The sequence below is a fragment of the Planomonospora alba genome (assembly GCF_039534085.1).
Lineage (GTDB): Bacteria > Actinomycetota > Actinomycetes > Streptosporangiales > Streptosporangiaceae > Planomonospora_B > Planomonospora_B alba.
Genome location: NZ_BAAAUT010000027.1, coordinates 23419 through 47020, shown reverse-complemented (window position 1 = coordinate 47020; position 23602 = coordinate 23419). Strand labels below are relative to the sequence as shown.

The window sequence follows — 23602 nt, the reverse complement described above, 5'->3', positions numbered from 1 at the left end:
GAGCCGGCGGGCCGTCGTCCGCCGGGCCGCGGCGGGCGACGGCCTTGCTCATCAATTTAATGACCGGATATGCTCATCCAGTCAAACATTGGAGATGAGGCGGATGAGCAAGGCCGGACGACCGCCCCGGGACCCGGCGCAGCGGGCGGAGCGGGCGCACAGGATCCTCGACGCCGCCGCCGAGCTGATCCTGCGCTGGGGCTACGACAAGACGACGATCGACGACGTGGCCCGGCAGGCCGGGGTCGCCAAGGGCACGATCTACCTGCACTGGAAGACGCGCGAGGCGCTCTTCACCGCGCTGCTGCGCCGCGAGCGGGTGCGGATGCTGGCGGAGGTACGGCGCAGCGCGCCGCACACGCCGCGCGACCTGTTCGCCGCGCTGGCGGCCGCGCTGCTGCGCCGCCCGCTGCTCAGGGCGCTCGTGGCCGGCGACTCCGAGGTGCTCGGCAAGCTCGTCGGGCAGAAGCGGCGCGGCCCGGGCGCGCTGGATTCGAGCACGGCGTTGGACGACTACTACGCCGAGCTGACCCGGCTGGGCGCGGTCAGAGACCTGTCGGGCGACCACGCCCTGGTGATCGGCTCGGTGCTGTACGGCTTCCTGGTGACACCCGGGCTGCTGCCGGGCGGGCCCCCGGCGGACGAACGGGTCGCCGCCCTGCTCGCCGACACCGTCGAGCGCGCCACCGCGACCGGGCGGGCACTGCCCGAGGACGCCGCCCGCCGGGTCGGGCAGGCCACCCTCGGCTACCTCGACGCGGTCGAGGAGCTCGCGCAGCGGAAGCTGGACGACTCCCTGAGCCCCCTTCACGGAGGTGCGATGTGAAGGTCGTCATCCCTCTCGGCGACGCCGCCGCCGACCTCGCGGCGGTCGGCGGGAAGGGCGCCTCCCTGGCCGCCCTCACCAGGGCGGGCCTGCCCGTCCCCGGCGGCTTCCACATCACCACCGGCGCCTACCGCGCGTTCACGGCGGACATCCGCGAGGAGGTCCTCGCCGCGGCCTCGGCGGGCGACGCCGCGCGGATCGCGGCCCTGTTCGCCGCGCGCGAGGTGCCCGAGCCGATCGCCGCCGAGATCCGCGCCGCGCACGCCGCGCTGGGCGAGGACGTCACCGTGGCCGTGCGCTCGTCGGCCACCGCCGAGGACCTGCCCGGCATGTCCTTCGCGGGGCAGCAGGACACCTACCTCAACATCAGGGCAGAAGGGCTGGTCGAGGCGGTCAGGCGCTGCTGGGCCTCGCTCTGGAACGCCCGCGCCATCGCCTACCGCGACCGCAACGGCGTGCCGCACGCCGGCGTCGCCCTGGCCGTCGTGGTCCAGGAACTGGTGGACGCCGACGCGGCGGGCGTCATGTTCACCGCCGACCCCGTCACGGGCGACCGCGGCAGGACCGTGATCAACGCCTCCTGGGGGCTCGGTGAGAGCGTGGTCGGCGGCCGGGTCACCCCTGACACGATCGTCGTGTCCGGCGGCGCGGTCGTCGAGGAGCGGACCGGCGACAAGAGCGTCATGACCGTCCGCGCCCCCGGCGGCACCCGCGAGGAGCCCGTCCCCGACGGCATGCGCCGCGTCCCCGTCCTCACCGGGGCGCAGGCGGTGGCCCTGGCCGGACTGGGAGCGCGCGTGCAGGAGCTGTACGGCACGCCCATGGACGTGGAGTGGGCCAGGCGCGAGGGCGCGTTCACCGTCCTGCAGGCCCGCCCGATCACCGGCCTCAGGCCGCCGACGGAGGAGTGGAACGACAGCCTCAAGGGCGACCACCTGTGGACCGCGGGCAACCTCGGCGAGGCCATCCCCGACGTGATGACCCCGATCACCTGGTCGTTCGTCCGCCTGTTCATCAACGAGGCCATGTCGTCGACGACGATGCCCGGCTTCGACCTGGTCGGCAACATCGGCGGCCGCTTCTACATGAACATGAGCGTCATCGTCTCCGCCGCCAGGGCGCTCGGCATACAGAGCAGGCTCGGCGCGGTCGAGCAGGTCTTCGGCAGGCTGCCGCCGGGCCTGGAGGTGCCGCTGCTCGGCGTGTCCCGGTGGCGGATCATCAAGGCGGTGCTGCCCGCGGCGATCCGGATCCAGCGCAGGGTCCGGGCGAACCTCAAGGACCTGCGCCCGTTCCTGGCCGCCGCCCCGCGGCGCTGCGAGGAGCTGCACGCCGCGATCCGGGCCGCCTCCTCGGCGGCCGAGCTGGCCGATCTGTGGCCGGGCGCCGTCGAGCCGCATCTGGTCACGGCCTGCCGCATGCTGGAGGCCGCGGCCCGGCAGGGCGGCACCGCGCTCGTCCACACCCGGGACAGGCTGCGCAGGATGGTGGGCGACAGCGACGCCGAGGCCATGCTGACCGGCGCCGCCGGCGACGGCGAGCTGGCCAGCCTCGGGCTCGTCACGGGCCTGGCCAGGCTGGCCAGGGGCGAGATCACCAGGGAGACCTTCGCCGCGGTCCACGGCCACCGCGGCCCGCACGAGTTCGAGGTGTCCGTCCCGCGCCCCGGCGAGGACCCGGCGTGGATCGACGCCCAGCTCGCCGGCCTGCGTGACCTGCGGACCGGCGCCGACGAGCTGCTGGCCCGCAGGGACGCGGCCAGGCAGGAGGCGTGGGCGCGCTTCGCCCGGCGCCACCCGCGCAGGGAGGCCGCGATGCGGGCCCGGGTGAAGCGCTGGAGCGCGGTGGTGCGCGACCGCGAGTCCGCCCGGTCCGAGGTCGTGCGCGTGTTCTGGGTGCTGCGGGCCTTCGTCCTGCGCGCCGGCGAGCTGACCGGTCACGGCGACGACCTGTTCCACCTGTACCTGGACGAGCTGCTCGCCGTGCTGCGCGGTGACGACGCCCCGCTGGAACGCGTCCCGGTACGGCGGGCGACGTACGAGATGTACGCGGCGCTGCCGCCGTACCCGGTGCTCATCGTGGGCCGGTTCGACCCGGTCCGCTGGGCCGCCGACCCGGACAGGCGCTCCGACATCCACGACGCCCGCGGCGGCGCCGCCCCGGTCGGCGACACGGTGACCGGTTTCCCCGGCGCCCCCGGCGTGGTGGAGGGGACCGCCAGAGTGGTCGCCCGGCCCGAGGACGGCGACCGGCTCCGGCCCGGCGAGATCCTGGTGACCACGCTGACCAACGTGGGCTGGACGCCGCTGTTCCCGCGCGTGGCGGCCGTGGTCACCGACCTGGGCGCGCCGCTGTCGCACGCCTCGATCGTGGCCCGGGAGCTGGGCATCCCCGCGGTCGTGGGCACCGGCAACGCCACCATGAGGCTGCGCGACGGCGACAGGATCAGGGTGGACGGCGGGCGCGGGACGGTGGAGCTGCTCACGGGGTGAGGCCGTGCCGCCGCGGCCGGGGGCGCGCACCACCGGCGTGCCGGTCGCGGCCCGGACGCCCGCCGCGCGGCGGGTCGCCGCGGCCGCTCAGCCGCCGCGCTCGGCGACGACGGCCTCCAGCACCCGGCAGGCCCGGTCGAGCTCCTGCCGCAGCCGCTCCAGCAGCCCGGCGGCGGCGGCCGTCCGGCCGGCGTTGCCGTGCTGCTCGATGCGCGCGCACACCTCGGCCAGGGCCGCGGCGCCCAGGTTGGCCGCCGATCCCTTCAGGCTGTGGGCCCGCTGCTCGACCGCGGCGGCGTCGCCGTCGGCGACGGCCCGGCCGAGCTGGTGGAGGACGCGGGGCGCGCGGTCCAGGAACGAGGCCAGGACGCGGTCCAGTATCTCCTGCTCGCGTTCGCACCCGGGATCGGCCAGGTCCTCGAGACGCCGGCGGACGGCGGCCTCGAGGTCCTCCGCGGGCGCCGTGCCGGCGGATGCGGACGCCGCCTCGGCGGGACCGGGGGGCGACGCGCCGCCGGAGCCCACCGCGGCCAGGGCCGCCCGCAGGTCGGAGGTGCGGACCGGCTTGGGCAGGTAGCCGTCCATCCCGGCCGCGCCGTAGGCCGCCCGCTCCTCGGTCAGGACGCTGGCGGTCATCGCCACGACGGGCGGCTGGACCGGCAGCTCCGCGGCGCGGATCCGCCGGGTGGCCTCGAGCCCGTCCATGCCCGGCATGTGGATGTCCATGAGCACCACGTCGTAGGCGGTGCGCCGGACGGCCTCGACCGCTTCACCGCCGGTGGCGACGGTGTCGACCCGGTGGCCGAGCCGGGTCAGCATGAGCTGGGCGACCTGCTGGTTGACCGGGTTGTCCTCGGCCAGCAGCACGCGCAGGGGCGGCGACGGCGGGTCCGCGGCCGCACCGTCCGGGAGCCGGTCGGTGCGCGCCGCCCGGCCCTCGGACGGTGCGGCCAGCACCTTGGCCAGGGTGTCGTACAGCAGCGCCGCCCGGGCGGGTTTGGTCAGCACCGCGTCGAACAGCGCGGCCTGGCCGGCGGCGGGACGCCAGTCCACGCTCGTCAGCAGCACGATCTGCAGCACGCGGCCGCCGGGCAGGTCGCGCAGGAGCCGGGCCAGCTGCGCGCCGTCGGTGCCGGGCATGCGCATGTCCACGACGGCCACATCGAAGCCGCGGCCGCCCTCGACCAGCGCCAGCGCCTCGTCGGAGGACTCGGCGACGGCGCAGTCCATGCCCCAGCCGCTCAGCTGCCGGCTCAGCACGCGCCGGTTGGTGGCGTTGTCGTCCACGATCAGCGCGGTCCTGCCGGACAGCGGCACGCCGGCCGGGACCGGCGCGGGGCCCTCCTCGTCGGGGCAGCCGGTCGCGGGCACGGTCAAGGTGAAGGTGGAGCCGGCGCCGACCTCGCTGACGGCGGTCAGGTCGCCGCCCATGGCCCTGGCCAGGCGGCGGCTGATGGCCAGGCCCAGACCGGTGCCGCCGTAGCGGCGGGTGGTGGAGGAGTCCACCTGGCTGAACGACTGGAACAGCCGGTCCATGCGGTCGGCCGGGATGCCGATGCCGGTGTCGGCGACGGTCACCCGCAGGACCATCGGGCCGTCCCCGCCCTCCGGCGGCGCCTGCAGGCCGACGGAGGCCACGACCTCCCCGCGCGAGGTGAACTTCACCGCGTTGCTGAGCAGGTTGACCAGGATCTGCCGCAGCCGCGTCACGTCCCCGCGCAGGATCCGCGGCACGCCGGCCTCGACGTGTCCGACGAGCTCCAGGCCCTTGTCGCTGGCGGCCAGCGCCACCAGTGCCAGCGCGCCCTCCAGGCACTCGCGCACGTCGAACGGCGCGTCGTCGAGGTCGAGCTGGCCGGCCTCGATCTTGGAGAAGTCGAGGATGTCGTTGATGATCACCATCAGGGCCTCGCCGCTGTCGCGCACCGTGGTGGCGAGCCGCTGCTGGTCGGCGTCCAGGCCGGTGTCCAGCAGCAGGTCCGTCATGCCGATGACGGCGTTCATGGGGGTGCGGATCTCGTGGCTCATGGTGGCCAGGAACGCCGACTTGGCCGCGGTGGCGGCCAGCGCCTCGTCACGCGCCCGGGCGATGGCCCGCACGGAGGCGTTGACCGCCTCGGCCATCTGCTCCAGCTCCGCCAGGCCGGACACCTCGGCCGGGCGCGACAGGTCACCGGCGGCCACGCGCCGCGCGGCGGCGGTGACCTGCCCGACCGGGACCGTCACCTTGCGGACGGCCCACCGCGCACCGGCGCCGACCACGACGAGCGCGCCCAGCGATCCCCACACGATGAGCAGGCGGGTGCGTGCGGCCTGGTCGGTGCTGTCCGCTTCGCGCACCGCCAGCAGCCGCCTCTCCTCGGCCTCCATGCGCTCCAGCAGGGCACTGATCTCGTCCATGCTGCGCGCGCCGTCCCCGGTCAGGACGATCCGCCGGGCGGCGGCGGCGCCCTGCGAACGCCGTACCGCGACGGTCCGGGCCAGCTCGTCGAGCTTGTCGCGCACGGGGCGGCGCAACCGGGCGAGCGCGGCCTGCTGGCGGGGGTTGTCGGCGGTCAGCCGGGCCACGGCCGCCAGAGCGGTGTCGATCTCCTCCAGCGCCCGGTCGTAGGGGCGGAGGTAGGAGTCCTGGCCGGTGAGCAGGTAGCCGCGCTGGCCCCGTTCGGCGTCCTTCAGCGCGCCGTCCAGGTCCTGGATGGTGGCCAGGACCCGGTAGGTGTGGTCGACCCTGGCCTCCTGCTGCAGCAGGGCGCCGATGCGCAGGTACGAGCTGGCGCCGACCACGACGAGCGCGCCGAGCGCCAGGACGTAGCCGATCGTGAGCAGCCGGGCGACCGTCCACCGGCCGGCCCGTCCGGCAGGACGGCGGCCGCGCCGGGGCGGCGGGACCGGCAGGCGGGGTGCCGTCATGCGGCCGTCTCCTTGTGCACCTGCTTGGTCGGGGGTGACACGCCGGCACGGCGGAAGGGGTCAGCCGCGCGCCGGCGTCCGACGAAGGACATCGTCTGCCGTGTCATCGGCCGGGAGGCGGCGGAGTTGAGGACCGCGGCGGCGGCCGGCGCCGCCGCGTGGCTGCACGACGTGTCGCTGCGGGCCGTACCGTCCCGGCCGGTCCCCGGCGGCTCGCCGCCCTCTGGGGCGCCTCGCGGGTCACCGGGTCAGCCGGCGCGGCGGGAGCGGGCCAGGGCCAGTCCGCCGAGCGCCACGGCGGCCAGCCCGACCGCCAGGGCCAGGTAGCCCCCGACGATCCCGTAGCCGGTGCCGGGACCGCCCTCGGCGGCGGCCACGACCAGCCCGCCGCCCGCCGCGCGGGCCGACCCCGCCACCAGGGCCGCGACGGCCCCTCTTCTCCCGGTGCCGGTACGGCCGGCGGAGCGGGCCAGGGCCAGCCCGCCGGCGACCACACCGGCCAGCCCCAGCAGTGCGGCCACCACGGACCACAGGCGCCCGGAGGTCAGGACGTAGGCGCCGACGGGGTCGGGCTGGAGCAGCACGCGCGCGGCCGCCGGGGCGGCGGGCCCGGGGATCGCGATCAGGGCGGTTGCGGCTGCGGCGGACAGGTGACGGACCGGCATGTACTGCTCCTTGTCTCCTACGGCTTGGCTCCTGCGACAGGACGTCGACCGATCATGTCCGCCGGACCCGCCGCCGGTCGTCCGGCGCAGGTGGGAGATGCGCGCTGCCGCCGGTACGGCGGCCGGCTACCGCGGACGCCGCAGGAGCCGCGCGCCTACCGCGTGCGCGGTAGCCGGCCGCTCGTCCGCGCGCAGGAGCCGCCCGGGCGCGGATCCGGTTAGGGTGCGCGCATGGGTACAGGGCGGTCCGGCGCCGGGGTCGGTGCCGGAGACTGGGCGATCGCCGTCTGCGTGGCGGCGGCGCTGCTGGTCACCGGGCTGTCCGGACGGGACTCCGCCGCGGGCCCCGACCTGCCCGGCTACGCGCTGCTGGCGGCCGGCGGCCTGGCGCTGGCCGTACGCCGCCGGGCTCCGGTCCCCGTCCTGGCCGTCACCGGATCGTGCGCGGTCGGGTACCAGGCGGCCGGTTTCGACGTGCCCGCCGTCGCGTACCTGTTCGCGGTGTACGCCGCCGTGCGCGCGGGACACCGCGCCGTCACCGTGGCGGCGAGCGTGGCCGTGCTGGCCGCTCTCCCCCTGGCGGCCCTGGCCTCGGGCCTACACGACACGGGCGAGGCGTTCGCGCAGGCCCGGGGGGCCCTGGAGCTGGCCTGGCTGGTCGCGGCCGGTGCCGCGGGCGAGGCGCTGCGGCAGGCCGAGCGGCGGGCGGAGGAGGCCGAGCGCACCCGGGAGGAGACCGCGCGGCGCCGCGCCGACGAGGAGCGGCTGCGCATCGCGCGGGAACTGCACGACGCGCTCACCCACCAGATCTCGATCATCAAGCTGCAGGCCGAGGTCGCCGTCCACGTGGCCCGCAGGCGCGGCGAGCAGGTGCCGGAGCCCCTGCTGGCGATCCAGGAGGCCGGACGCGAGGCGGCCCGGGAGCTGCGCGCGACCCTGCAGGCGCTGCGCGACGACGGCACGGCCCCGCCGCGCGGGCTCGACGACGTCCCGGAGCTGGTGGAGCGGGCCCGTGCCATCGGGCTGGACGCGACGCTGACGATCGGCGGGCGGCGGCACGACGTGCCGGCCGCAGTGGGCCGGACCGTCTACCGGATCGTCCAGGAGTCCCTCACCAACGTCGCCCGCCACGCCGGCGCCGCCACCGCGTCGGTCCGGATCGACTACCGTCCCGACGCCCTGGCGGTGCGCGTCGACGACGACGGCCGGGCCGCGCCGGGCAGCGGGGCGGTGCCCGGCGTGGGGCTGCTCGGGATGCGCGAGCGCGTCACCGCCCTCGGCGGCCGCCTGCGCGCGGAGCCGCGCAGCGCGGGAGGCTTCACCGTCGAGGCCGAACTCCCCGTGGAGCGGACGCCGTGATCCGCGTCCTGCTGGTCGACGACCAGCCGCTCATCCGCAGCGGGTTCCGCGCGATCCTCGACCTCGAGGACGACATCGAGGTGGTGGCCGAGGCCGCCGACGGCCTGCAGGGCCTGGCGCTGGTCAAAGAGCACCTGCCCGACGTCGCTCTCGTCGACGTCCGGATGCCGGTCGTCGACGGCATCGAGGCGACCCGGCGCATCGCCGCGGACCCGGCCCTGGCCGGGGTGCACGTCGTCATCCTGACCAACTACGGCCTCGACGAGTACGTCTTCGACGCGCTGCGCGCCGGCGCGGCCGGGTTCCTCGTCAAGGACATCGTGCCCGAGGACTTCCTGCACGCCGTGCGCGTCGCCGCGCGCGGCGACGCGCTGCTCGCCCCGTCGATCACCCGCAGGCTCATCGACAGACATCTCACCCGGCCGCTCGGGACCGGCACCGGCGCGGGGCTGGAGGGACTGACCGCCCGCGAACGCGAGGCCGTCGCCCTGGTCGCGCAGGGTCTGTCCAACGACCAGATCGCCGGCCACATGGCGATCAGCCCGCTGACCGCGAAAACCCATGTCAACCGGGCCATGGCCAAGCTCCGCGCCCGCGACCGCGCCCAGCTCGTGATCTTCGCCTACGAGTCCGGCCTGGTGGCCCCGCGCGACCGCTGAGGTCCGCGCAGGAGTGCGGACGCCCCGGCAAAGCGGTCTTTCCCCGGTCGAACGGCCGAGCCGTACCGGCTCCTGATCGGCTCTACGGCCGATGCCCGCGGCGGCGCCCCGGCACGATGCTCACCCCATGAAGAAGATCACTTGGGTGACCGCGGCGGGCGCCGCCGCGATCGCGGTACTCGCGTCGTCCGGCTTCGCCGCCGCCCCCGGCGGGGCCGCGGCCCGGCAGGATCGCCCGGACGGCGGGCCCGCCCGGTTCGAGCGGCAGGAGATCGCCTGGCGCCGCTGCCAGGAAGGCCCGGACGACGGACCCGGCAGGCGGCTGGACGCCGCGGGAGCGCAGTGCGCGCAGATCACGGTTCCGCTGGACCACGCCCGCCCCGGCGGACGGACCGTCGAGGTCGCGCTGTCACGGCTGAGGGCCAGCGGACCCGGTGAGCGCCGCGGGGCGCTGCTGATCAACCCCGGCGGTCCCGGCGACCCCGGCAGGATCTACGCGGCGCTGCTCAAGGGGCACGCGCCCGCGCTCGCGGCCCGCTACGACCTGATCGGGATGGACCCCCGGTTCGCCGGGCGCAGCACTCCGGTGGACTGCCGCTGGCCGATCGGGGACTACCTGCGCTCGGCGGGCCGGGACCGGCGCGCCTTCGACCGGAGCGTGGCGCTGGCCAGGGACCCGAGGGCTACTACCGGGACATCCGGGCCCACCGCGCCGACGAGCCGCTGTTCGCGCCGCTGACCCGTGCCTCCAACCTCCCGTGCGCGTTCTGGCCGGCCGTCCCCGCCGAGCCCCCCACGCCGATCGGCAACGGCGTTCCGGCACTGATCGTGGGCTCCACCGGCGATCCCAAGACGCCTTATCCGGGCCAGCTGGCGATGCGCCGGGCCCTGACCGGCTCCCGCATGGTGACCGTGCGCGGCGTCTTCCGCCACCTGGTGTACGGGGTGTTCACCCCCTCCCGCACCGACTGCGTCGAACAGGCCGTGCACCGCTACCTGCTCGACGGCGGGCTGCCGGCCGCGGACACCGCCTGCCCGCCGCCGGGCCGGTGAGCCCGGCCGCCGAGCGGCGGGCCCGGGTCCGGGGCGAGCGCCACCGGCCGGGTCCGGCCCGCCGCTCAGCGGCTCACCGGGGCCGTCACCTGCCGCCGGTGCTCCTGGAACCCGGTGATCCTCCAGACGATCGTCGCGGCCAGGGCGGCGCAGGCGAGGACCGGCACGGCGAAGACGATCTCGGTCTTGGCCGTCAGGAGGTAGGAGGACAGGTCGTCACGGCGGGCGGCGTAGCGGTAGACGAAGTTGGGGATGATCATGCCGATGACCCACAGCAGCCACCACGCCGACACCAGGCGGGATCGGCGGGCGGTGCGCAGGGTGAGCCCTCCCAGGCCGGTGTGGCCCAGCGAGCCCAGCCAGGAGGTCGTCCAGATGTCGTCGACGATCTGCCGGGGGTACCAGAAGTTGACGATCGGTACGCCCCAGCCGAAGACGATCCAGGCGGCGTTCCTGCGGTGCGGGACCGGCATCATGGCTTCGGCGTTGGAGCGCGCCCGGAACAGCCAGATCACGAAGGCGACGGCGGTCAGGACGTAGGTCAGCGTCTGCGCCGTCGCGCCCGCCAGGTAGAGCCTGTCGTTGGCCTCCACAGCGGCCGCGTCGACCGTCTCGGAACCGTCGATGAGGGCGGAGACGATGAAGGCCCGGTCGACGGCGGTGACCAGGGCGAACAGATTGGCCAGCGCGTCGACGCCCAGCAGGGCGATGACCGCGACCGCCATCGCGCGCAGGGGGCGGACGGGGCGGGCGGGCGGTCCGTACGGGGCGGCCGGGGTCTGGGGGTGCATGGCTGTCACCGACGACACTTTATATGGCTTTTATCCGATTTATTGATATATGAGAAGAATGTGAAGATTGAAGTGTCCCGGGAGCGCGAGACGGCGGGGGCGGAGCCGGACCGTCCGGACGAGCGGCGGGGGCGACCCGGGCGGCGGGGCGGCGGCCGTGGACGAGCTGTCCCGCCGCCCGGGCGTGGCCGCCCTGGCGGGGGAGTGCCGCAGCCTCGCCGCCCGCGCCGCCAGGGCCGACGCCTCAGACCGTGAGCGCGGCCGCGATGGCGGGGCCGAACGCGGCGCCCAGCAGGTAGCAGAGGTTGAACTGGCCCATCGCCGTCGCCCGCGCGCCACCGGGCACCGCGGCGGCGGCGCGCGCCGCGAACGCCCCCTGCCCGGAGGCGGCGGCGAGAGAGGTGAGCGCCTGCGCGGCGAGCAGGACGACCGGCGGGACACCGGCGGCCGCCAGCGCCACGCCGGCCGCCGCCACCGCGGGGAACAGCACGGCGACGGCCTGCACGGGGGCCTTCGCGGTGGCGGCGACCACCCCGTACGAGGCCAGCCCGCCGAACAGCAGCGGCCACAGCATGGCCGCCCCCACCGCACCGCCGCTCCAGCCCGCCCGCCCGGCGAGCAGGGCGGGCAACAGGTAGATCATCCCGAAGTTGACCGCGGCCAGCAGGAACGCCAGCCCGGACATCAGCAGGAACACCGGGGCGCGGACGACCGACGCGGGCACGAACCCGTCGGGCCTGGCGCGCACGTGCAGCCCCAGCAGTCCGCAGGCGGCCAGGACGCAGGCGCCCGCCACCGGCCACGAGTGCGGCACGAACACCAGCGCCGTCACCAGCGCCGTCAGCAGTACCGCCCCCCGCGAGTCGAAGGAGGCCGCGGGGGCCGGCTCCGCCGGGCGGTGACGCAGCACGGCCGGAACGGCCAGCAGGCTCAGCGCCGGCAGCGCCAGGGCCACCCGCCACGACAGTGCCTCCGCGACCAGGTCGGCGACCAGCGGGGCGCAGGCGCCCACCGTGGCCAGCGAGGACGTGACCAGCCCCAGCGAGCGCGCCGAGCGGGCGAGGCTCATGGCGATCGTGGTGAACCCCGCCGTGCCGAGCCCCTGTGCCGCGCTGCCGAGCACCAGCACCGGCAGCGACGGCACGGCCGCCACCAGCACCGCGCCCAGGGCCACCAGCGCGGCACAGGCGGACAGCGCCCGGCGTGCCCCCTGGTGGTTCTGCAGGCCCGCCGTCAACGGGGTGCCTATCGCGACGGCCCAGCCGAACGCGGTGACGATCCAGGTCACCGCGCCGAGGGCCAGTCCGAGGTCGCGGGCCGCGTCCGGCAGGATGAGGCTGGGCCCGGCGATGCCGAAGGAGAGCGGCCCCGCCAGCAGCGCCGGCCAGGCCGCCGGGATCCCGCGCCCCGGCGGCGCCGCCCCGGCGCGGCCGGCCGTGGAAGGAGCCGGGGAGGAAGAGGACGGGCGGCTCATCTTCCCTCCTCGCGGGCGGACAGCACCGGGTAGTCCGTGTAGCCGCGGTGGTCGCCGCCGTAGAAGGTCTTCGGGTCGGCCTCGTTGTACGGGCCGCCCCTGGCGATCCGCGCGGGCAGGTCGGGGTTGGCCAGCCACAGCCTGCCGAAGGAGACCGCGTCGGCCAGGCCGGAGCGCAGTGCCTCGAGACCGTCGGCGGGACCCGCGGGCCCGTCACCGCGCCACGGGTGCGGGTTGAGGATGAGCGTGCCGGGCCACTCCGAACGGATGATCTTGGTCACGTCGCGCGTGTCGTTCTCCGACACGTGCAGGTAGGCCAGGCCGTACGGCGCGAGCGCGCGGGTCAGCTCCGCGTACAGGATCTCCGTGTCGCTCTCGTCCATGCCGTTGTAGGTGATGCCGGGGGAGACGCGGATGCCGGTGCGGTCCGGGCCGACGGCGTCGCTGACGGCCTGCACCACCTCCACGGCGAACCTGATCCGTGCGGTCACCGGACCGCCGTAGGCGTCGGTGCGCCGGTTGGTGTTGTCCGACAGGAACTGGTGGATCAGGTAGCCGCTGGCGGCGTGCAGCTCGACCGCGTCGAAGCCGGCGTCGATCGCCAGCCGGGCCGCGGCCGCGAACTCCTCGACGGCCCGCGCGATGTCGGTCAGGGTCATCTCCCGCGGGACCGGGTGGTCGAGCAGCCCCTGCGGCGTGTAGAGCCGCTCGCCGGAGCGGATCGCGGACGGCGCGAGGGGGAGCTCGCCCCCGGGATACAGACAGGGATGGCCGATCCGCCCGGAGTGCATGAGCTGGACCGCGATGCGGCCGCCTCGCCGGTGCACCGCGTCCGTCACCAGCCGCCAGGCCGCCGCCTGCTCGGGCGAGTGCAGGCCCGGCGTGTCGATGTAGCCCTGGCCGATCACGCATGGCTGGGTGCCCTCGGTGATGATCAGGCCGGCGGCGGCGCGCTGGGCGTAGTACTCGGCGGTCCGTTCGCCGACGAGCCCGCCCCGGGCCCGATTCCGTGTCATGGGCGCCATGACCAGGCGGTTGGGGAGATCCAGCGCGCCGATGGTGACCGGCGTGAGCAGCTCGTTCATGTCACCCTCCGTGTCGTGAGCTCGTTTCGGTGCGACGAGGCTACGAGCGGGCGTCTACGGGCCGAATCGGTAAGGTTTCGGTACCGGACTACTGCGATCGGGTACGTATCCCGGTCATCCGCACACTGGGACGAAAGGCGTCGTCGTTGCTGTACGGCAGGGCGAGTGAGCAGGCGGCGATCGAGGAGCTCCTGGAGGCCGCGCGCGCCGGCCGCAGCGGCGGCCTGGTTCTGCGGGGCGAGGCGGGCATCGGCAAGTCGGCTCTGCTGGACTGGGCCGCCGAGCACTCCCGCGGCCTCGGCGTGCGGATACTGCGGGCCACCGGCGTCGAGACCGAGGCCGATCTCGCCTTCGCCGGGCTCGTGCAGTTGCTCTGGCCGGTCCAGGACCATCTCGACGCCCTGCCCGCGCCGCAGGCGGACGCCCTGCGGGCGGTGCTCGGCTCGGGCGGCCCGGCCGGGCAGGACAGGTTCCTGTCCGGGCTGGCCGTGATGACCCTGCTGGCCCGGCTGGCCGACGACGGACCGGTGCTCTGCCTGGTCGACGACGCGCACTGGCTGGACCAGGCCACCGCCGACGCGCTGCTGTTCGCCGCCCGGCGCCTCACGGACGAGAAGGCGGCGCTGCTGTTCGCCGCGCGGGAGGAGGGTTTCGCCGCACCCGGCCTGCCCGAGGTCCGGCTGTCCGGGCTGTCGCAGGAGGACGCGGCGCGCGTGCTGGAACACCGGGGCCTGCCCCCCGCGGAGCGGGACCAGGTGATCGCCGAATCCGACGGGAACCCGCTGGCGCTGATGGAGTTGTCCACCGGACGCAGGCGCTACCACACCGCGGCCGGCCCGATCCCGGTCGCCGACCGGGTGCTCGCGTCCTTCCGCGCGCGCATCGCCCTGCTGCCGGAGAGGACCCGGCTGATGATGCTGACGGCCGCCGCCGAGGGCCGTGGCGACCTGCCCATGCTGCTGCGCGCCGCCGAGGCGCTGGGGGTCGGGCCGGAGGACCTGGCGCAGGCCGAGGAGGCCCGGCTGGTCGAGGTCAGCGCCACCGCCATCGCCTTCCGCCATCCCCTGATCCGTACCGCCGCCTACCAGGGCGCGCCCCTGGCGCGGCGCATCGCCGTGCACCGGGTGCTGGCGGAGGCGGCCACCGACGAGGACTGCCGGGTCCGGCACCGGGCCGCGGCGGCGACCTCACCCGACGAGGACCTGGCGGCGGCCTTGGCCGAGGCCGCCGAACGGGCCCGCGGCCGGGCCGCCTTCGCCGCCGCCGCCGGGCTGTGGGAACAGGCCGCGGCCTTCACCCCGGGCCCGTCCGGCCGGGCCGCCCGGCTGGCGCGGGCGGCGTCGCTGGCGCTCGCGTCCGGCCACGCCGACCACGCCGCGGGCCTCGTCCGGCAGGCCGAGGAACTGGTGGACGAGACCGTCCCCCTCGCCGCGCTGACCGAGATACGGGCGGCGGTGGAGTTCGAGCGGGGGGAGGGCCGCTCGGCGGCCCGCATCCTGGTGGAACGGGCCGCCGCCGCGGACCCGGTGCGGGTGACGCCCATGCTGCGCACGGCGGCCGGGTACGCCTGGCTCTGCGGCGAGGCGGAGGTGATCCGCAGCGCGGCCGCGCGGGCGGCCGGCACGGGCGCGCGGGATCCGATGATCCAGGGGCTGGCGCACCTGGTCGACGACGACTACGCGCGTGGCCTGCCGCTGCTGCAGCGCTTCGTCGCGCAGACACCGCCCGAGGCCGCCGGCCGGGTGCCGCGCACGCCGCCGGAGGATGCCACCGCGCGGTGGGCCGCCTTCTGCGCGATGGTCGTCGCCGACGACGACGCGGCCGCCGCCCTGGCGACCGCCGAGGTGGCGCGGCTGCGCAGGCAGAGCCTGGTGGGAGCGTTGCCGCAGGTGCTGCAGGACCTGGCCGGGGTGCAGGTGCAGGCCGGCAGGCACCGTGACGCCGAGGCCTGCGTCGCCGAGGCCGTCCAGCTCGCCCGCGACACCGGGATGCACCAGCGGGTGGCGCGGCTGCACGCGGTGCTGGCCCGGGTGGCGGCGATCGAGGGCGACGAGGAGCGCTGCCTGCGGCTGGCCGGAGACCCCACCGACGCCGGCGGCGTGACCGGCCTCGTCGCGCTCTGCCTGCTCGACCTGGGCATGGGCCGCTACGAGCGGGTGCTGGAGCGGCTCGAGGCCGCCGCGCGAGGACCGCTGCGCCATCTGACGGTGCTGGTCACGGCCGGGGCCGAGCAGGTCGAGGCGGCCGTGCGGCTGAACCGGCCCGACCGGGCGAAGGAGCCCCTGCACCGTCTGGAAGCCTGGGCGCGCGCCGGAGGGCAGCCCTGGGCGGAGGCGGTCAGCGCCCGCTGTCGTGCTCTGCTCAGCGACGACGAGGACGACTACCTCCGGGCCCTGGCGGCGCACCGGCGCGCGAACCGGCCCTTCGAGCAGGCCCGCACCGAACTGGCGTACGGCGAGTGGCTGCGCCGGGCGCGCCGCCGCAGCGACGCCCGCGCTCCGCTCCGTGCCGCGCTGCGGACCTTCGAGCGGTTGCGGGCCGCGCCGTGGCGGGCACGCGCGGAGGCGGAGCTGAAGGCGACAGGGGAGTCCGTCGTGGTCGCCCGGCCGACGGCCGCCGACCCCCTGGAGCGGCTCACGCCGCAGGAACTCCAGGTCGTACGGCTGGCGATGGACGGCGGCACGAGCCGGGAGATCGCCGCCCACCTGTTCCTCAGCCCGCGCACCGTGGAGCACCACCTCTACCGGGCCTACCGCAAGCTCGGCATCCGCTCCCGCCGCGAGCTGACCCGCCTCGGCCTCACCTGAGGCTCAAGCGGGCGTCCCGTTCACAGCGAGCTGCCACATTCCGACGGCGACGCGGCCGACGTCATCTCCGAGACGTTCCTCACCGCCTGGCGGCGCATCGGCGGGGAAGCATGAGCGACATCGACAACCTGGTAAGGGCCATCGACCCGGCACCACACGCGCCGGATCAGGGGCCCGGCGCGCGCGAACTGCGTGCGGCGATCACGGCCACCCCGGCGCGGCCGGTGGGGCGCCTGCTTCACCGGCCCGACCGGGCGGCCATGGTGCGCCAGGAGGCGTAGTGGTGGATCGCGATGCCGTTGAAGGTCGCGTACGCGCCGGCGACCCGGTCCACCTCGGCCAGCACCGCGCTCATGCGCGCCGCGCCTTCCTCGGCGAAGGTGCAGTGCGGGCAGTCGGCCAGCGGCTGGGTCTCGGCGCCCAGCCGCAGAGGCTTGCCCGCGCCGGCTGCGCGGGTGAGCATGTCGGTGGCGATGTCCGTCATCGAGTTGGGTCCGGTGGCGGTGTCGCGGTAGCTCATGACGGTGGCGGCGTCCACCCGTGCCAGCACCTGGTCGGCCAGCGTGGTGCCGCTGCCCAGGGGGATCTCGCCGTACCAGAAGGGCACGTCGGCCTCCAGCGGCCGGGTGTCGTCGGCCTGCAGCAGCTCCAGCATCCGCACGAAGGACTGCGCCAGGGACTCCTGGCCGCTCTGCCAGGCGGGCAGCGCGTACGGCTCCACGTCGACGTGGCTGCCGGCGAACAGCCCGGTGCCCAGCACCGCGCGCTGCCAGGCGCGCGCCGCGGCGTGGTCGGTGGCCCATTCCGGTTCCCCGCCCAGGGCCGTCAGGCGGATGCCCGCGGTGTCGGCGCCGCGCTTGAGCTCGCGCATCCGCGTCAGCTGGGTGGAGTTGGCGGGCAGGGTGGCCGGGGCGTAGGCGAAGATCTCGGTCACGTTCTGGGCGCGGGCCCAGGCCAGCACGTCGGCCGGCCGCGCGGTGGCGGAGTTCCACAGCCACATCGCCCGGGTGCCCGCCGGCGCGGGCGCCGTGCGCGTTCCGGCGGACGGAGGAGCGGCGGCGGGGGCCTGGCGCGGCAGGGGAGGCGGCGCCGCGGCGGCCGGTGAAGCGGTGACGGTCATCGCGGTGAGTGTCAGGACGGTGACGGCCGCCCGGATGAGACTGTACATGATGCCCGTATGTCCGCTTCGTGGACGCGACGCGCGGAGACATCGTTCGCTAATCGGTCAACTATCCGTATGGGCGGACGGCCGTTCGTCCGCTCAGGACGAGGAGCCCGGTCACCGGGGCACGGCTCTTACGAGGTCCCGATAGCAATGAAGAAATTTCCGACGAAGTAGCTCTTGACCTGCGGTAACGGAGGGGTTTGACTGTCTGTGGCAGGCTGGCGATCACTGCCGCTACGTTCGTTCCGGTTTTGTCCAGTACGGCACGTGGAGTGGTGCATTGTCAGAGAAGATGTTCTCCGAGGAGCAGCCGGAGCAGCTGCGGTCTTTTCCGGAGATCAGCAGCGATGAGTTGATCCGGTACTTCACGCCGACGACGGCGGATGTGGCGTTCGTCGATCCGGGGCGGGGCGGCGCTCGGTGGACCAGTTGGGCATGTTGGTCCAGCTCTGTACGCTGCCGTGGCTCGGGTTCATGCCCGAGGACGCGACCGACCGGCAAGGTTCGGCCCCACCTTCGCATCGCCGTTGATGGGGCGCAGACATAGTCGATGCGGGAAACTCCGGCGCGGCGTCGAGCCAATGGCCGTGCAGTGGCATCTAACGAGATCACAGCATCAGAGAGGGCTCGTGTGACCGTCTGGTTGAACGGCACCTTCAGGGCAGGTGGCCACGCCACCGTGGCGAGGCCTTCGATAGGCGACCGGGGCTGCGCATGACGCAGGGTGCCGCGCAGCTGTGAACGGGTCCCAGCCGTGGTGATCCGCAGACGCGTCCCGCGCTCCACGAAGCGAATCGACGTGACCCGCCTTCCCGAAGACGTCGTGGCGCTCATCGACGCCCTTGAATCCGGCGAGAACGTGATCGTCACGCGTGACGGCGAGTCGATCGCGACGATCTCCAGCACCGTCGACGTGCTCCAAGGCGCCATCGTCGATCGCGACACGCCAGAGGAGGCCAACGACCGACCACCGATCGACTACGACGACGTGACCGTCGTGGCCACCGCGATGAAGCTGTCGAAGGCGGCCCGGGTGTCGCTGTCCGCCCAGCTGGGGGCGGACTACATCGTGCTCGACATGCTCGCGGCTCCCGCAACGGCCGACGTGCTGCTGGCACCGCCAGCCAGCCCACAGCTGATCGCCAGACTCCGATTGATGTTCCCGAAAGCCCGTGTCATCATCACCGAAATCGAGGACCACGAGCTCGGAGTCAATTACCAGGGCCCGCTCCGACGTCTGTTCAACGTCGGCGCCGATGCCTACCTGCCCGCAACGAGTGTCCCTCGTCTGGCCAGGCAGCTCGACTACATACTCACTCATGGGCTTCAACTCACCGATGGACTCGCCACGCCGCGAGAAATCGCACCGGCCATGGAACCGCCAGCTTCCGAAGATGACTGATCCCGTCGCTGCTCCTCCTCACGGCCAATCACGGGATTAACTCGTTCGCCGAATGCCGGGTCCCTCAGCCGCAGTGGACCTGCGTGCCTGACGCGCCTTCAGCGCCCACCACATGTTCGTGGCCAGGTCCTTGCCCACCGGGGTGGAGAATCCCGGAATGATCATGGTGGCCGCCCGGCGACGAGGTGACACAGAACTTGCATTACCTGTCACACTGGCCTCGGCGGCGCTGCTGCGGCCCAGCCCGCCGCCGAGCGGGCAGGAGCCGACTCGGCAACGTTATGTGTCACATCGCGCAGAAGGCGATCTCGTGGCGGTCGTCGTGCTCCCGGTCCCGGCGCCGGACGACCCCGGCGGGCCCCGCGTGGCCGAGGCCGTCGATCGCTTCCTCGACTCCCTGGCCACGGCCACGACCCGGCCCGCCGGCTGGAGCAGCGCAAACCCGCCCGCCGCGGCGACCGCGCCATCCCGCGCGCCCGGTTGGAGAAACTGTTCACCGACCCCAGCCACGCCCTGCGCGAGCGCGTGTTGTGGCGGCTGGCCTATGAGACCGCCGCCCGGGCCGAGGAGATCCTGTCCCTCAACGTCGACGACCTCGATCTGGAGTTCCGCCGCGCCCGCGTGGTCTCCAAGGGCGGCGCGATCGAGTACGTGCACTGGGCCACCGGAACCGCCCGCCTGCTGCGCGGCCGCACCGCGGGCCCGGTGTTCCTGGCTGAGCGCCGCGCCCCTGCCTCGGGCCGGCGCACCCCCGCGGCCGCCGACATCTGCCCCGTCACCGGCCGCGGCCGCCTGTCCTACCCGCGCGCCGAGTACCTGTTCAAGACCGCCTCCGCCGCGCTCGACCCGCACGGGACCGGGTGGACCCTGCACCAGCTGCGCCACTCGGCCCTGCAGCACCTGGCCGCCGACGGCCGCACCGCTCCGGAGCTGCAGGCCAAGAGCTGTCACGCCCACCTGGCCAGCCTCGGCCGCTACGTGCGCCTGGGCGAGGAGACCTCCGCCCGCCTCACCGCCGAAGCCGACCCCGCAGCCCGCCGCAGGCGCTGATGCCCCCGCCCCGGGTGCGGCACCCCGCTCAAGAGCCGATCCACACCCGCAGCGCTTGATCATCGTCTGCGTCCGGCTCTACCCGATAGCCGGCCGCACGCAGGTCGTCTTGGTAGCGGGCCAGCTCGCGGGCCGATGCCTCGGCATCATCGGCACAGGCAAGGAGGAACGGCCGTCCATCGCCGCAGCCCTCCACGACGAGCCCGCCATGGCGCTGGCTGAACTCCCGCCGCTCCGCCGTGCGCAGCACCGCCCGGATCGCCTCGGCGTCCCGGTCCCGCGCCGTCCACAACGGCCGCGGGCCTGCGCCGTACCCGAACTCCGGTTTGTCGCTCATGCTCCACACCGTAAGCGAATCGAGACCTTAGCCGAAGGGCTCAGCATCACCGCAGGCCAAGGGCTACTTCGTTGGAAATTCCTTCATTGCTGCCGGGACCCCATCAACATCGGCAGCATCAACGCCGACCGCACGCCGTTCCCCGACCAGTCGATCTACGCACTGACCAAGGGCGCGCTGGCGAGCCTCACCCGCGGCCTCGCGCGTGAACTGGCCCCACGCCAGATCACCATCAACAACATCCAGCCCGGCCCGATCGACACCGATGCCAACCCCGCCGATGGACCCACCGCGCAGGCCATGCTCGGTGTCATGGCGACCGACCGCTACGGCACCGCCGCGGAGGTCGGCGCCTTCGTGTCATACCTCGCCGGACCTGACGCCGACTACATCACCGGCTCCAGCCTCAACATCGACGGCGGCTTCACCGCCTGACGACCAAACATCCTCCCTGGCAGAGCACGAAAGTCAAGACGTGCGTGCGCAGCGGCCTCTCGAGGGTGCGATGGCGGACGGCCCCTGGCCCCGGTCCGCGCCACAGCGGCGGACGTCTTCGGCCTCAGCACCGCCGGCCCGCACCGGACCGACCTAAGTTCGGCGGCTTCCGCCGTGAGAGGGCCGATGCGGGCCGGCGTGTACGTGCGTACGCATCCCTTGCGGGTCGAAGAGGATAAGTAGTTCCACCACGCCGCCGTCGGCGCTGCCCAGCCAGTGCGGCACGGACGTGTCGAACTCGGCCGCCTCACTGGGCGGCAACGTCAGGTCGCGCTCTCCGAGGATGAGCCGCAAGCGTCCGTTGAGCACGTACAGCCATTCGAAGCCGTCGTGGGTCTGCAGGGTAGGTACGAGCGGTTCCGGCTGGGCAGGGATGATCATTTTGAATGCTTGCACCCCGCCCGGCCGCCGGGACAGCGGTACGAAGGTCATCCCGAACCTCCGGATCGGCGTGAGGTGGATCCGGGGGTCGCCGGTGCGCGGAGCGCCTACAAGGTCGTCCAGCGGAACGTTATACGTACGGGCCAGCGGCAGCAGCAACTCCAGGGTCGCCCGACGCTGCCCGCTCTCCAACCGGGACAGCGTGCTCTCCGACACCCCGGTTGTCGTCGCGAGCTCGGCGAGGGTGATACCGCGGTGACGACGCAGCGCACGCAGGCGCGGCCCCACAGTGTCGAGCACCTCGTCCATTTCATGGTCCACGGGGCCATCTTGCCAGAACCGCAAGATTTCGTGCCAGATCGGTGCGGACCTGGCGAGACTGGCCGGACACAGATGGAAGGAGCCTTGATGGACGGGACCGAGACGGTCATGTTCTGGGACGGCGTGTACGCGGCACGACCGGCGGCCACCGATCCGCAGCCGAATGCCCGACTCACCGAAATGGTCGCGAGCCTGCCGCCCGGCGACGCGTTGGACCTCGGATGCGGCGTCGGCGGTGACGCGCTGTGGCTCGCCAGGCAGGGCTGGCACGTCACCGCCGCCGACATCTCGGCCGTGGCGGTCGAACGACTCGCGGCACTCACCCGCGCACACGGCCTGGGCGATCGCGTCACCGCCGTGCGGCACGACCTGCGCGGGTCTTTCCCGTACGGCGAATTCGACCTGATCTGCGCCCACTACCTGCACACCCCCTTCGACCTGGACAGGGCGGCCGTCCTGCGCTCGGCCGCGCACGCGTTGCGCCGGGATGGGCGGCTGCTGGTCGTCGACCACGGCTCGACCGCGCCGTGGTCGTGGAACCAGGATCCCGACGTCCGGTACCCGAGCCCGAGGGAGGTCGCGGCGGGTATCGATCTGGACCCAGCGACGTGGACGGTTGAGCGGGCCGACGCACCCCGCAGGATCGCGACCGGGCCGGACGGGCGCACCGCGGAGGTCACCGATCACGTGCTGCTCATCCACCGCACCGCCTGACACGGCGAACAGCGCCGCCCCCACCCCACGAAGGGAGAGAAGACCACCATGGCTGACACCATGCGCCGCCGCCGCGACACTCCGCCGCCCCGGACCGGGAGCAGCGAGGCCGAGATCCTGCGCGGATTCCTCGACTACCTCCGGGCCTCGGTCGCCGCGAAGGTCGACGGTGCCCCCGAACCGCAGGCGCGGACGACCGCGGTGCCATCAGGCACGAACCTGCTCGGCCTGCTCAACCACCTGACTTTCGTCGAACGCTCGCTCTTCCTCGGCGACGACGTCACCGACTGGCAGGCGACGTTCCAGGCCGCACCGGCCGACAGCGTGGCCGACGTCGTCGCCCGCTACCACGAGACGGTCGAGCGCGCGAACGACGTTCTCGACGAGTGCACCGATCTCGGCGCCCCGCTCCCTCGACCGCGGCCAGACCGCCCCGCTCCCAGCGTCCGCTGGGCGCTCACCCACATGATCGAGGAAACCGGCCGCCACGCCGGCCACGCGGACATCCTCCGCGAACTGATCGACGGCACGACCGGACGCTGACCCCACCTCCTTCTCCAGGACAAGAACACATGATCACCGCAATCCGGCGGCTGTCGCGCCGCTTCCTCCAACCCGCACGCACGATGGTGACCGTCACGCTCACCCTCCTGCTCACGATCGGTACCGCAGCCTGTTCCGCGCCGGCCGCCGGGGACATTCCCCCCTACGCCGTCGCCACCCAGAACGACCCGGAGTTCGACAACACCTTCCGGCACGAGTTCGCCGACGTCGACGGCGTCCGCATGCACTACGTGACCGGCGGCAGCGGCACACCGGTGGTGCTGATCCACGGCTGGCCACAGACTTGGTACGCCTGGTGGCCGATCATGCCGGCACTCGCCGAACACCACACGGTCTACGCTGTCGACCTTCCAGGACTGGGCGACAGCACCGGCTCACCGACCGGCTACGACAAAGCCACCCTGGCGCGGTACGTGCACACGTTGATCGCCGACCGACTCACGATCCGGGACGCCGCCGTCGTCGGCCACGATTTCGGCGCCGCCGTCGCCTTCCAGTACGCCAGCCAATTCCCCGACGACACCGCACGCCTCGGCTACCTGGACCTGCCGCTACCCGGGCCCGGTATTGACGCGGCCACGTACCGCTCACTGAGCTGGCACATCGCCTTCCACTCCCAGCGACGGGTCCCTGAGGCGATCGTGGGCGACGACGTCCGCGAGTATCTGGCACTGTTCTACCCCCAGGTTTCATTCGGCGGAACGGCGTTCGGCGGCACCTCAGATCGGTCCCCGTTCACCGACACCGAGATCGACGAGTACGCACGGACCTACAGTCGGCCGGAGGCCCTGTCGGGCGGCTTCGAGCTGTATCGCGCCCTCGACAAAGACGTCCGCGACACCGTGGCAGCGGCACCGGTCCAAGTCCCGACCCTGCTCATGACCGCCCAAGGGCAGCTCGACGCGATCCGAGCCACAGTGGCCCCGCGCATGGCCAAGATCGTGCGCGCGGTGGACGTGCCGCGCACCGGGCACTGGCTCGTCGAGGAGAACCCTCGGTTCGTCACTGCGGAGCTGAAGCGTTTTCTCGGCTGAGAACAGCGGTGCTGCCCG

Annotated in this window: 21 protein-coding genes; 14 read left to right on the top strand and 7 right to left on the bottom strand. The window is 74.0% G+C overall.

What is annotated here, in order from left to right; genetic code table 11:
* The first annotated feature begins 103 nt into the window (after window positions 1-103).
* Together ABD823_RS17575 and ABD823_RS17570 are read left to right on the top strand one after the other, a co-directional pair.
* A complete protein-coding gene (locus tag ABD823_RS17575) occupies window positions 104-826 on the top strand; it encodes a TetR/AcrR family transcriptional regulator (RefSeq protein WP_344860840.1) in 723 nt (240 codons plus the stop codon).
* Window positions 823-3318 carry a PEP/pyruvate-binding domain-containing protein gene (locus ABD823_RS17570; protein WP_344860838.1) on the top strand — a complete coding sequence of 832 codons (2496 nt, stop codon included), beginning with the start codon at window positions 823-825 and terminating at the stop codon, window positions 3316-3318. Before ABD823_RS17575 ends, ABD823_RS17570 begins: the two co-directional genes overlap by 4 nt.
* Window positions 3319-3405: 87 nt before the next feature.
* Here ABD823_RS17570 and ABD823_RS17565 read toward each other — a convergent pair whose 3' ends face one another.
* Both ABD823_RS17565 and ABD823_RS17560 read right to left on the bottom strand, forming a co-directional pair.
* Complete coding sequence (locus ABD823_RS17565; RefSeq protein ID WP_344860837.1) at window positions 3406-6228, bottom strand: response regulator; 2823 nt, start codon at window positions 6226-6228, stop codon at window positions 3406-3408.
* A 248-nt stretch (window positions 6229-6476) separates the two neighbouring features.
* Entirely contained in the window at window positions 6477-6893 is a 417-nt protein-coding gene (locus ABD823_RS17560; protein ID WP_344860835.1) for a DUF6223 family protein, read from the bottom strand.
* A gap of 231 nt (window positions 6894-7124) precedes the next feature.
* Here ABD823_RS17560 and ABD823_RS17555 point away from each other — a divergent pair, with 231 nt between their 5' ends.
* The 4 genes from ABD823_RS17555 to ABD823_RS17540 all read left to right on the top strand — a co-directional run bounded on the left by ABD823_RS17555 (window position 7125) and on the right by ABD823_RS17540 (window position 9964).
* Entirely contained in the window at window positions 7125-8252 is a 1128-nt protein-coding gene (locus ABD823_RS17555) for a sensor histidine kinase (protein ID WP_344860834.1), read from the top strand.
* On the top strand, window positions 8249-8911 hold the full coding sequence (locus ABD823_RS17550) for a response regulator (protein WP_344860832.1): 663 nt from the start codon (window positions 8249-8251) through the stop codon (window positions 8909-8911). Before ABD823_RS17555 ends, ABD823_RS17550 begins: the two co-directional genes overlap by 4 nt.
* 127 nt (window positions 8912-9038) lie before the next feature.
* Window positions 9039-9650, top strand: coding sequence for a hypothetical protein (locus tag ABD823_RS17545; RefSeq protein WP_344860830.1), 612 nt, complete (start codon window positions 9039-9041; stop codon window positions 9648-9650).
* On the top strand, window positions 9608-9964 hold the full coding sequence (locus tag ABD823_RS17540) for an alpha/beta hydrolase (RefSeq protein ID WP_344860928.1): 357 nt from the start codon (window positions 9608-9610) through the stop codon (window positions 9962-9964). Before ABD823_RS17545 ends, ABD823_RS17540 begins: the two co-directional genes overlap by 43 nt.
* Before the next feature lie 65 nt (window positions 9965-10029).
* Here the strand turns inward: ABD823_RS17540 and ABD823_RS17535 are convergent, their stop codons facing one another.
* The 3 genes from ABD823_RS17535 to ABD823_RS17525 all read right to left on the bottom strand — a co-directional run bounded on the left by ABD823_RS17535 (window position 10030) and on the right by ABD823_RS17525 (window position 13314).
* Window positions 10030-10755, bottom strand: a complete 726-nt coding sequence (locus ABD823_RS17535) for a DUF4328 domain-containing protein (RefSeq protein ID WP_344860926.1) — start codon at window positions 10753-10755, stop codon at window positions 10030-10032.
* A gap of 244 nt (window positions 10756-10999) precedes the next feature.
* The gene (locus tag ABD823_RS17530) at window positions 11000-12229 is read right to left on the bottom strand and encodes an MFS transporter (RefSeq protein WP_344860828.1); all 1230 of its coding nucleotides are present in this window, start codon (window positions 12227-12229) and stop codon (window positions 11000-11002) included.
* Window positions 12226-13314 (bottom strand): alkene reductase, encoded by a 1089-nt coding sequence (locus ABD823_RS17525; protein ID WP_344860826.1) that lies wholly within the window; start codon window positions 13312-13314, stop codon window positions 12226-12228. The genes ABD823_RS17530 and ABD823_RS17525 overlap by 4 nt, the downstream gene beginning before the upstream one ends.
* A 146-nt stretch (window positions 13315-13460) precedes the next feature.
* On the opposite strand from ABD823_RS17525, the gene ABD823_RS17520 reads away from it, so the two are divergent.
* Window positions 13461-16121, top strand: coding sequence for an ATP-binding protein (locus ABD823_RS17520; RefSeq protein WP_344860825.1), 2661 nt, complete (start codon window positions 13461-13463; stop codon window positions 16119-16121).
* Between the two features lie 110 nt (window positions 16122-16231).
* Window positions 16232-16402, top strand: coding sequence for a hypothetical protein (locus ABD823_RS17515; protein ID WP_344860823.1), 171 nt, complete (start codon window positions 16232-16234; stop codon window positions 16400-16402).
* Here ABD823_RS17515 and ABD823_RS17510 read toward each other — a convergent pair.
* Entirely contained in the window at window positions 16360-17289 is a 930-nt protein-coding gene (locus ABD823_RS17510) for a hypothetical protein (RefSeq protein ID WP_344860822.1), read from the bottom strand. The genes ABD823_RS17515 and ABD823_RS17510 overlap by 43 nt on opposite strands.
* A 751-nt stretch (window positions 17290-18040) precedes the next feature.
* On the opposite strand from ABD823_RS17510, the gene ABD823_RS17505 reads away from it, so the two are divergent.
* The 3 genes from ABD823_RS17505 to ABD823_RS17495 all read left to right on the top strand — a co-directional run bounded on the left by ABD823_RS17505 (window position 18041) and on the right by ABD823_RS17495 (window position 20510).
* Window positions 18041-18688 carry a hypothetical protein gene (locus ABD823_RS17505; RefSeq protein ID WP_344860820.1) on the top strand — a complete coding sequence of 216 codons (648 nt, stop codon included), beginning with the start codon at window positions 18041-18043 and terminating at the stop codon, window positions 18686-18688.
* 480 nt (window positions 18689-19168) lie between these two features.
* Window positions 19169-19738: a tyrosine-type recombinase/integrase gene (locus tag ABD823_RS17500; RefSeq protein WP_344860818.1), complete on the top strand. Its 570-nt coding sequence runs from the start codon at window positions 19169-19171 to the stop codon at window positions 19736-19738.
* Between the two features lie 55 nt (window positions 19739-19793).
* Window positions 19794-20510, top strand: a complete 717-nt coding sequence (locus ABD823_RS17495; RefSeq protein WP_344860816.1) for an SDR family oxidoreductase — start codon at window positions 19794-19796, stop codon at window positions 20508-20510.
* 153 nt (window positions 20511-20663) lie between these two features.
* Here ABD823_RS17495 and ABD823_RS17490 read toward each other — a convergent pair whose 3' ends face one another.
* Window positions 20664-21260 carry a helix-turn-helix domain-containing protein gene (locus tag ABD823_RS17490; RefSeq protein ID WP_425566621.1) on the bottom strand — a complete coding sequence of 199 codons (597 nt, stop codon included), beginning with the start codon at window positions 21258-21260 and terminating at the stop codon, window positions 20664-20666.
* A gap of 99 nt (window positions 21261-21359) precedes the next feature.
* On the opposite strand from ABD823_RS17490, the gene ABD823_RS17485 reads away from it, so the two are divergent.
* Genes ABD823_RS17485 through ABD823_RS17475 form a run of 3 tightly spaced genes read left to right on the top strand, consistent with a single transcriptional unit; the run spans window position 21360 to window position 23584 of the window.
* Window positions 21360-21986, top strand: coding sequence for an SAM-dependent methyltransferase (locus tag ABD823_RS17485; RefSeq protein WP_344860813.1), 627 nt, complete (start codon window positions 21360-21362; stop codon window positions 21984-21986).
* Window positions 21987-22034: 48 nt separating this feature from the next.
* A complete protein-coding gene (locus ABD823_RS17480; protein WP_344860811.1) occupies window positions 22035-22529 on the top strand; it encodes a DinB family protein in 495 nt (164 codons plus the stop codon).
* 29 nt (window positions 22530-22558) lie between these two features.
* Window positions 22559-23584, top strand: a complete 1026-nt coding sequence (locus ABD823_RS17475) for an alpha/beta fold hydrolase (RefSeq protein ID WP_344860810.1) — start codon at window positions 22559-22561, stop codon at window positions 23582-23584.
* Window positions 23585-23602 lie beyond the last annotated feature (18 nt).

Bases quoted from the DNA above. Each gene is read 5' to 3' on its own strand.
- ABD823_RS17555 (WP_344860834.1), top strand. From the start codon at position 7,125: ATGGGTACAGGGCGGTCCGGCGCCGGGGTCGGTGCCGGAGACTGGGCG.
- ABD823_RS17565 (WP_344860837.1), bottom strand. From the start codon at position 6,228: ATGACGGCACCCCGCCTGCCGGTCCCGCCGCCCCGGCGCGGCCGCCGT.
- ABD823_RS17480 (WP_344860811.1), top strand. From the start codon at position 22,035: ATGGCTGACACCATGCGCCGCCGCCGCGACACTCCGCCGCCCCGGACC.
- ABD823_RS17515 (WP_344860823.1), top strand. From the start codon at position 16,232: ATGAGCGACATCGACAACCTGGTAAGGGCCATCGACCCGGCACCACAC.
- ABD823_RS17530 (WP_344860828.1), bottom strand. From the start codon at position 12,229: ATGAGCCGCCCGTCCTCTTCCTCCCCGGCTCCTTCCACGGCCGGCCGC.
- ABD823_RS17490 (WP_425566621.1), bottom strand. From the start codon at position 21,260: ATGGACGAGGTGCTCGACACTGTGGGGCCGCGCCTGCGTGCGCTGCGT.
- ABD823_RS17510 (WP_344860822.1), bottom strand. From the start codon at position 17,289: ATGTACAGTCTCATCCGGGCGGCCGTCACCGTCCTGACACTCACCGCG.
- ABD823_RS17485 (WP_344860813.1), top strand. From the start codon at position 21,360: ATGGACGGGACCGAGACGGTCATGTTCTGGGACGGCGTGTACGCGGCA.
- ABD823_RS17560 (WP_344860835.1), bottom strand. From the start codon at position 6,893: ATGCCGGTCCGTCACCTGTCCGCCGCAGCCGCAACCGCCCTGATCGCG.
- ABD823_RS17575 (WP_344860840.1), top strand. From the start codon at position 104: ATGAGCAAGGCCGGACGACCGCCCCGGGACCCGGCGCAGCGGGCGGAG.
- ABD823_RS17545 (WP_344860830.1), top strand. From the start codon at position 9,039: ATGAAGAAGATCACTTGGGTGACCGCGGCGGGCGCCGCCGCGATCGCG.
- ABD823_RS17535 (WP_344860926.1), bottom strand. From the start codon at position 10,755: ATGCACCCCCAGACCCCGGCCGCCCCGTACGGACCGCCCGCCCGCCCC.
- ABD823_RS17525 (WP_344860826.1), bottom strand. From the start codon at position 13,314: ATGAACGAGCTGCTCACGCCGGTCACCATCGGCGCGCTGGATCTCCCC.
- ABD823_RS17475 (WP_344860810.1), top strand. From the start codon at position 22,559: ATGATCACCGCAATCCGGCGGCTGTCGCGCCGCTTCCTCCAACCCGCA.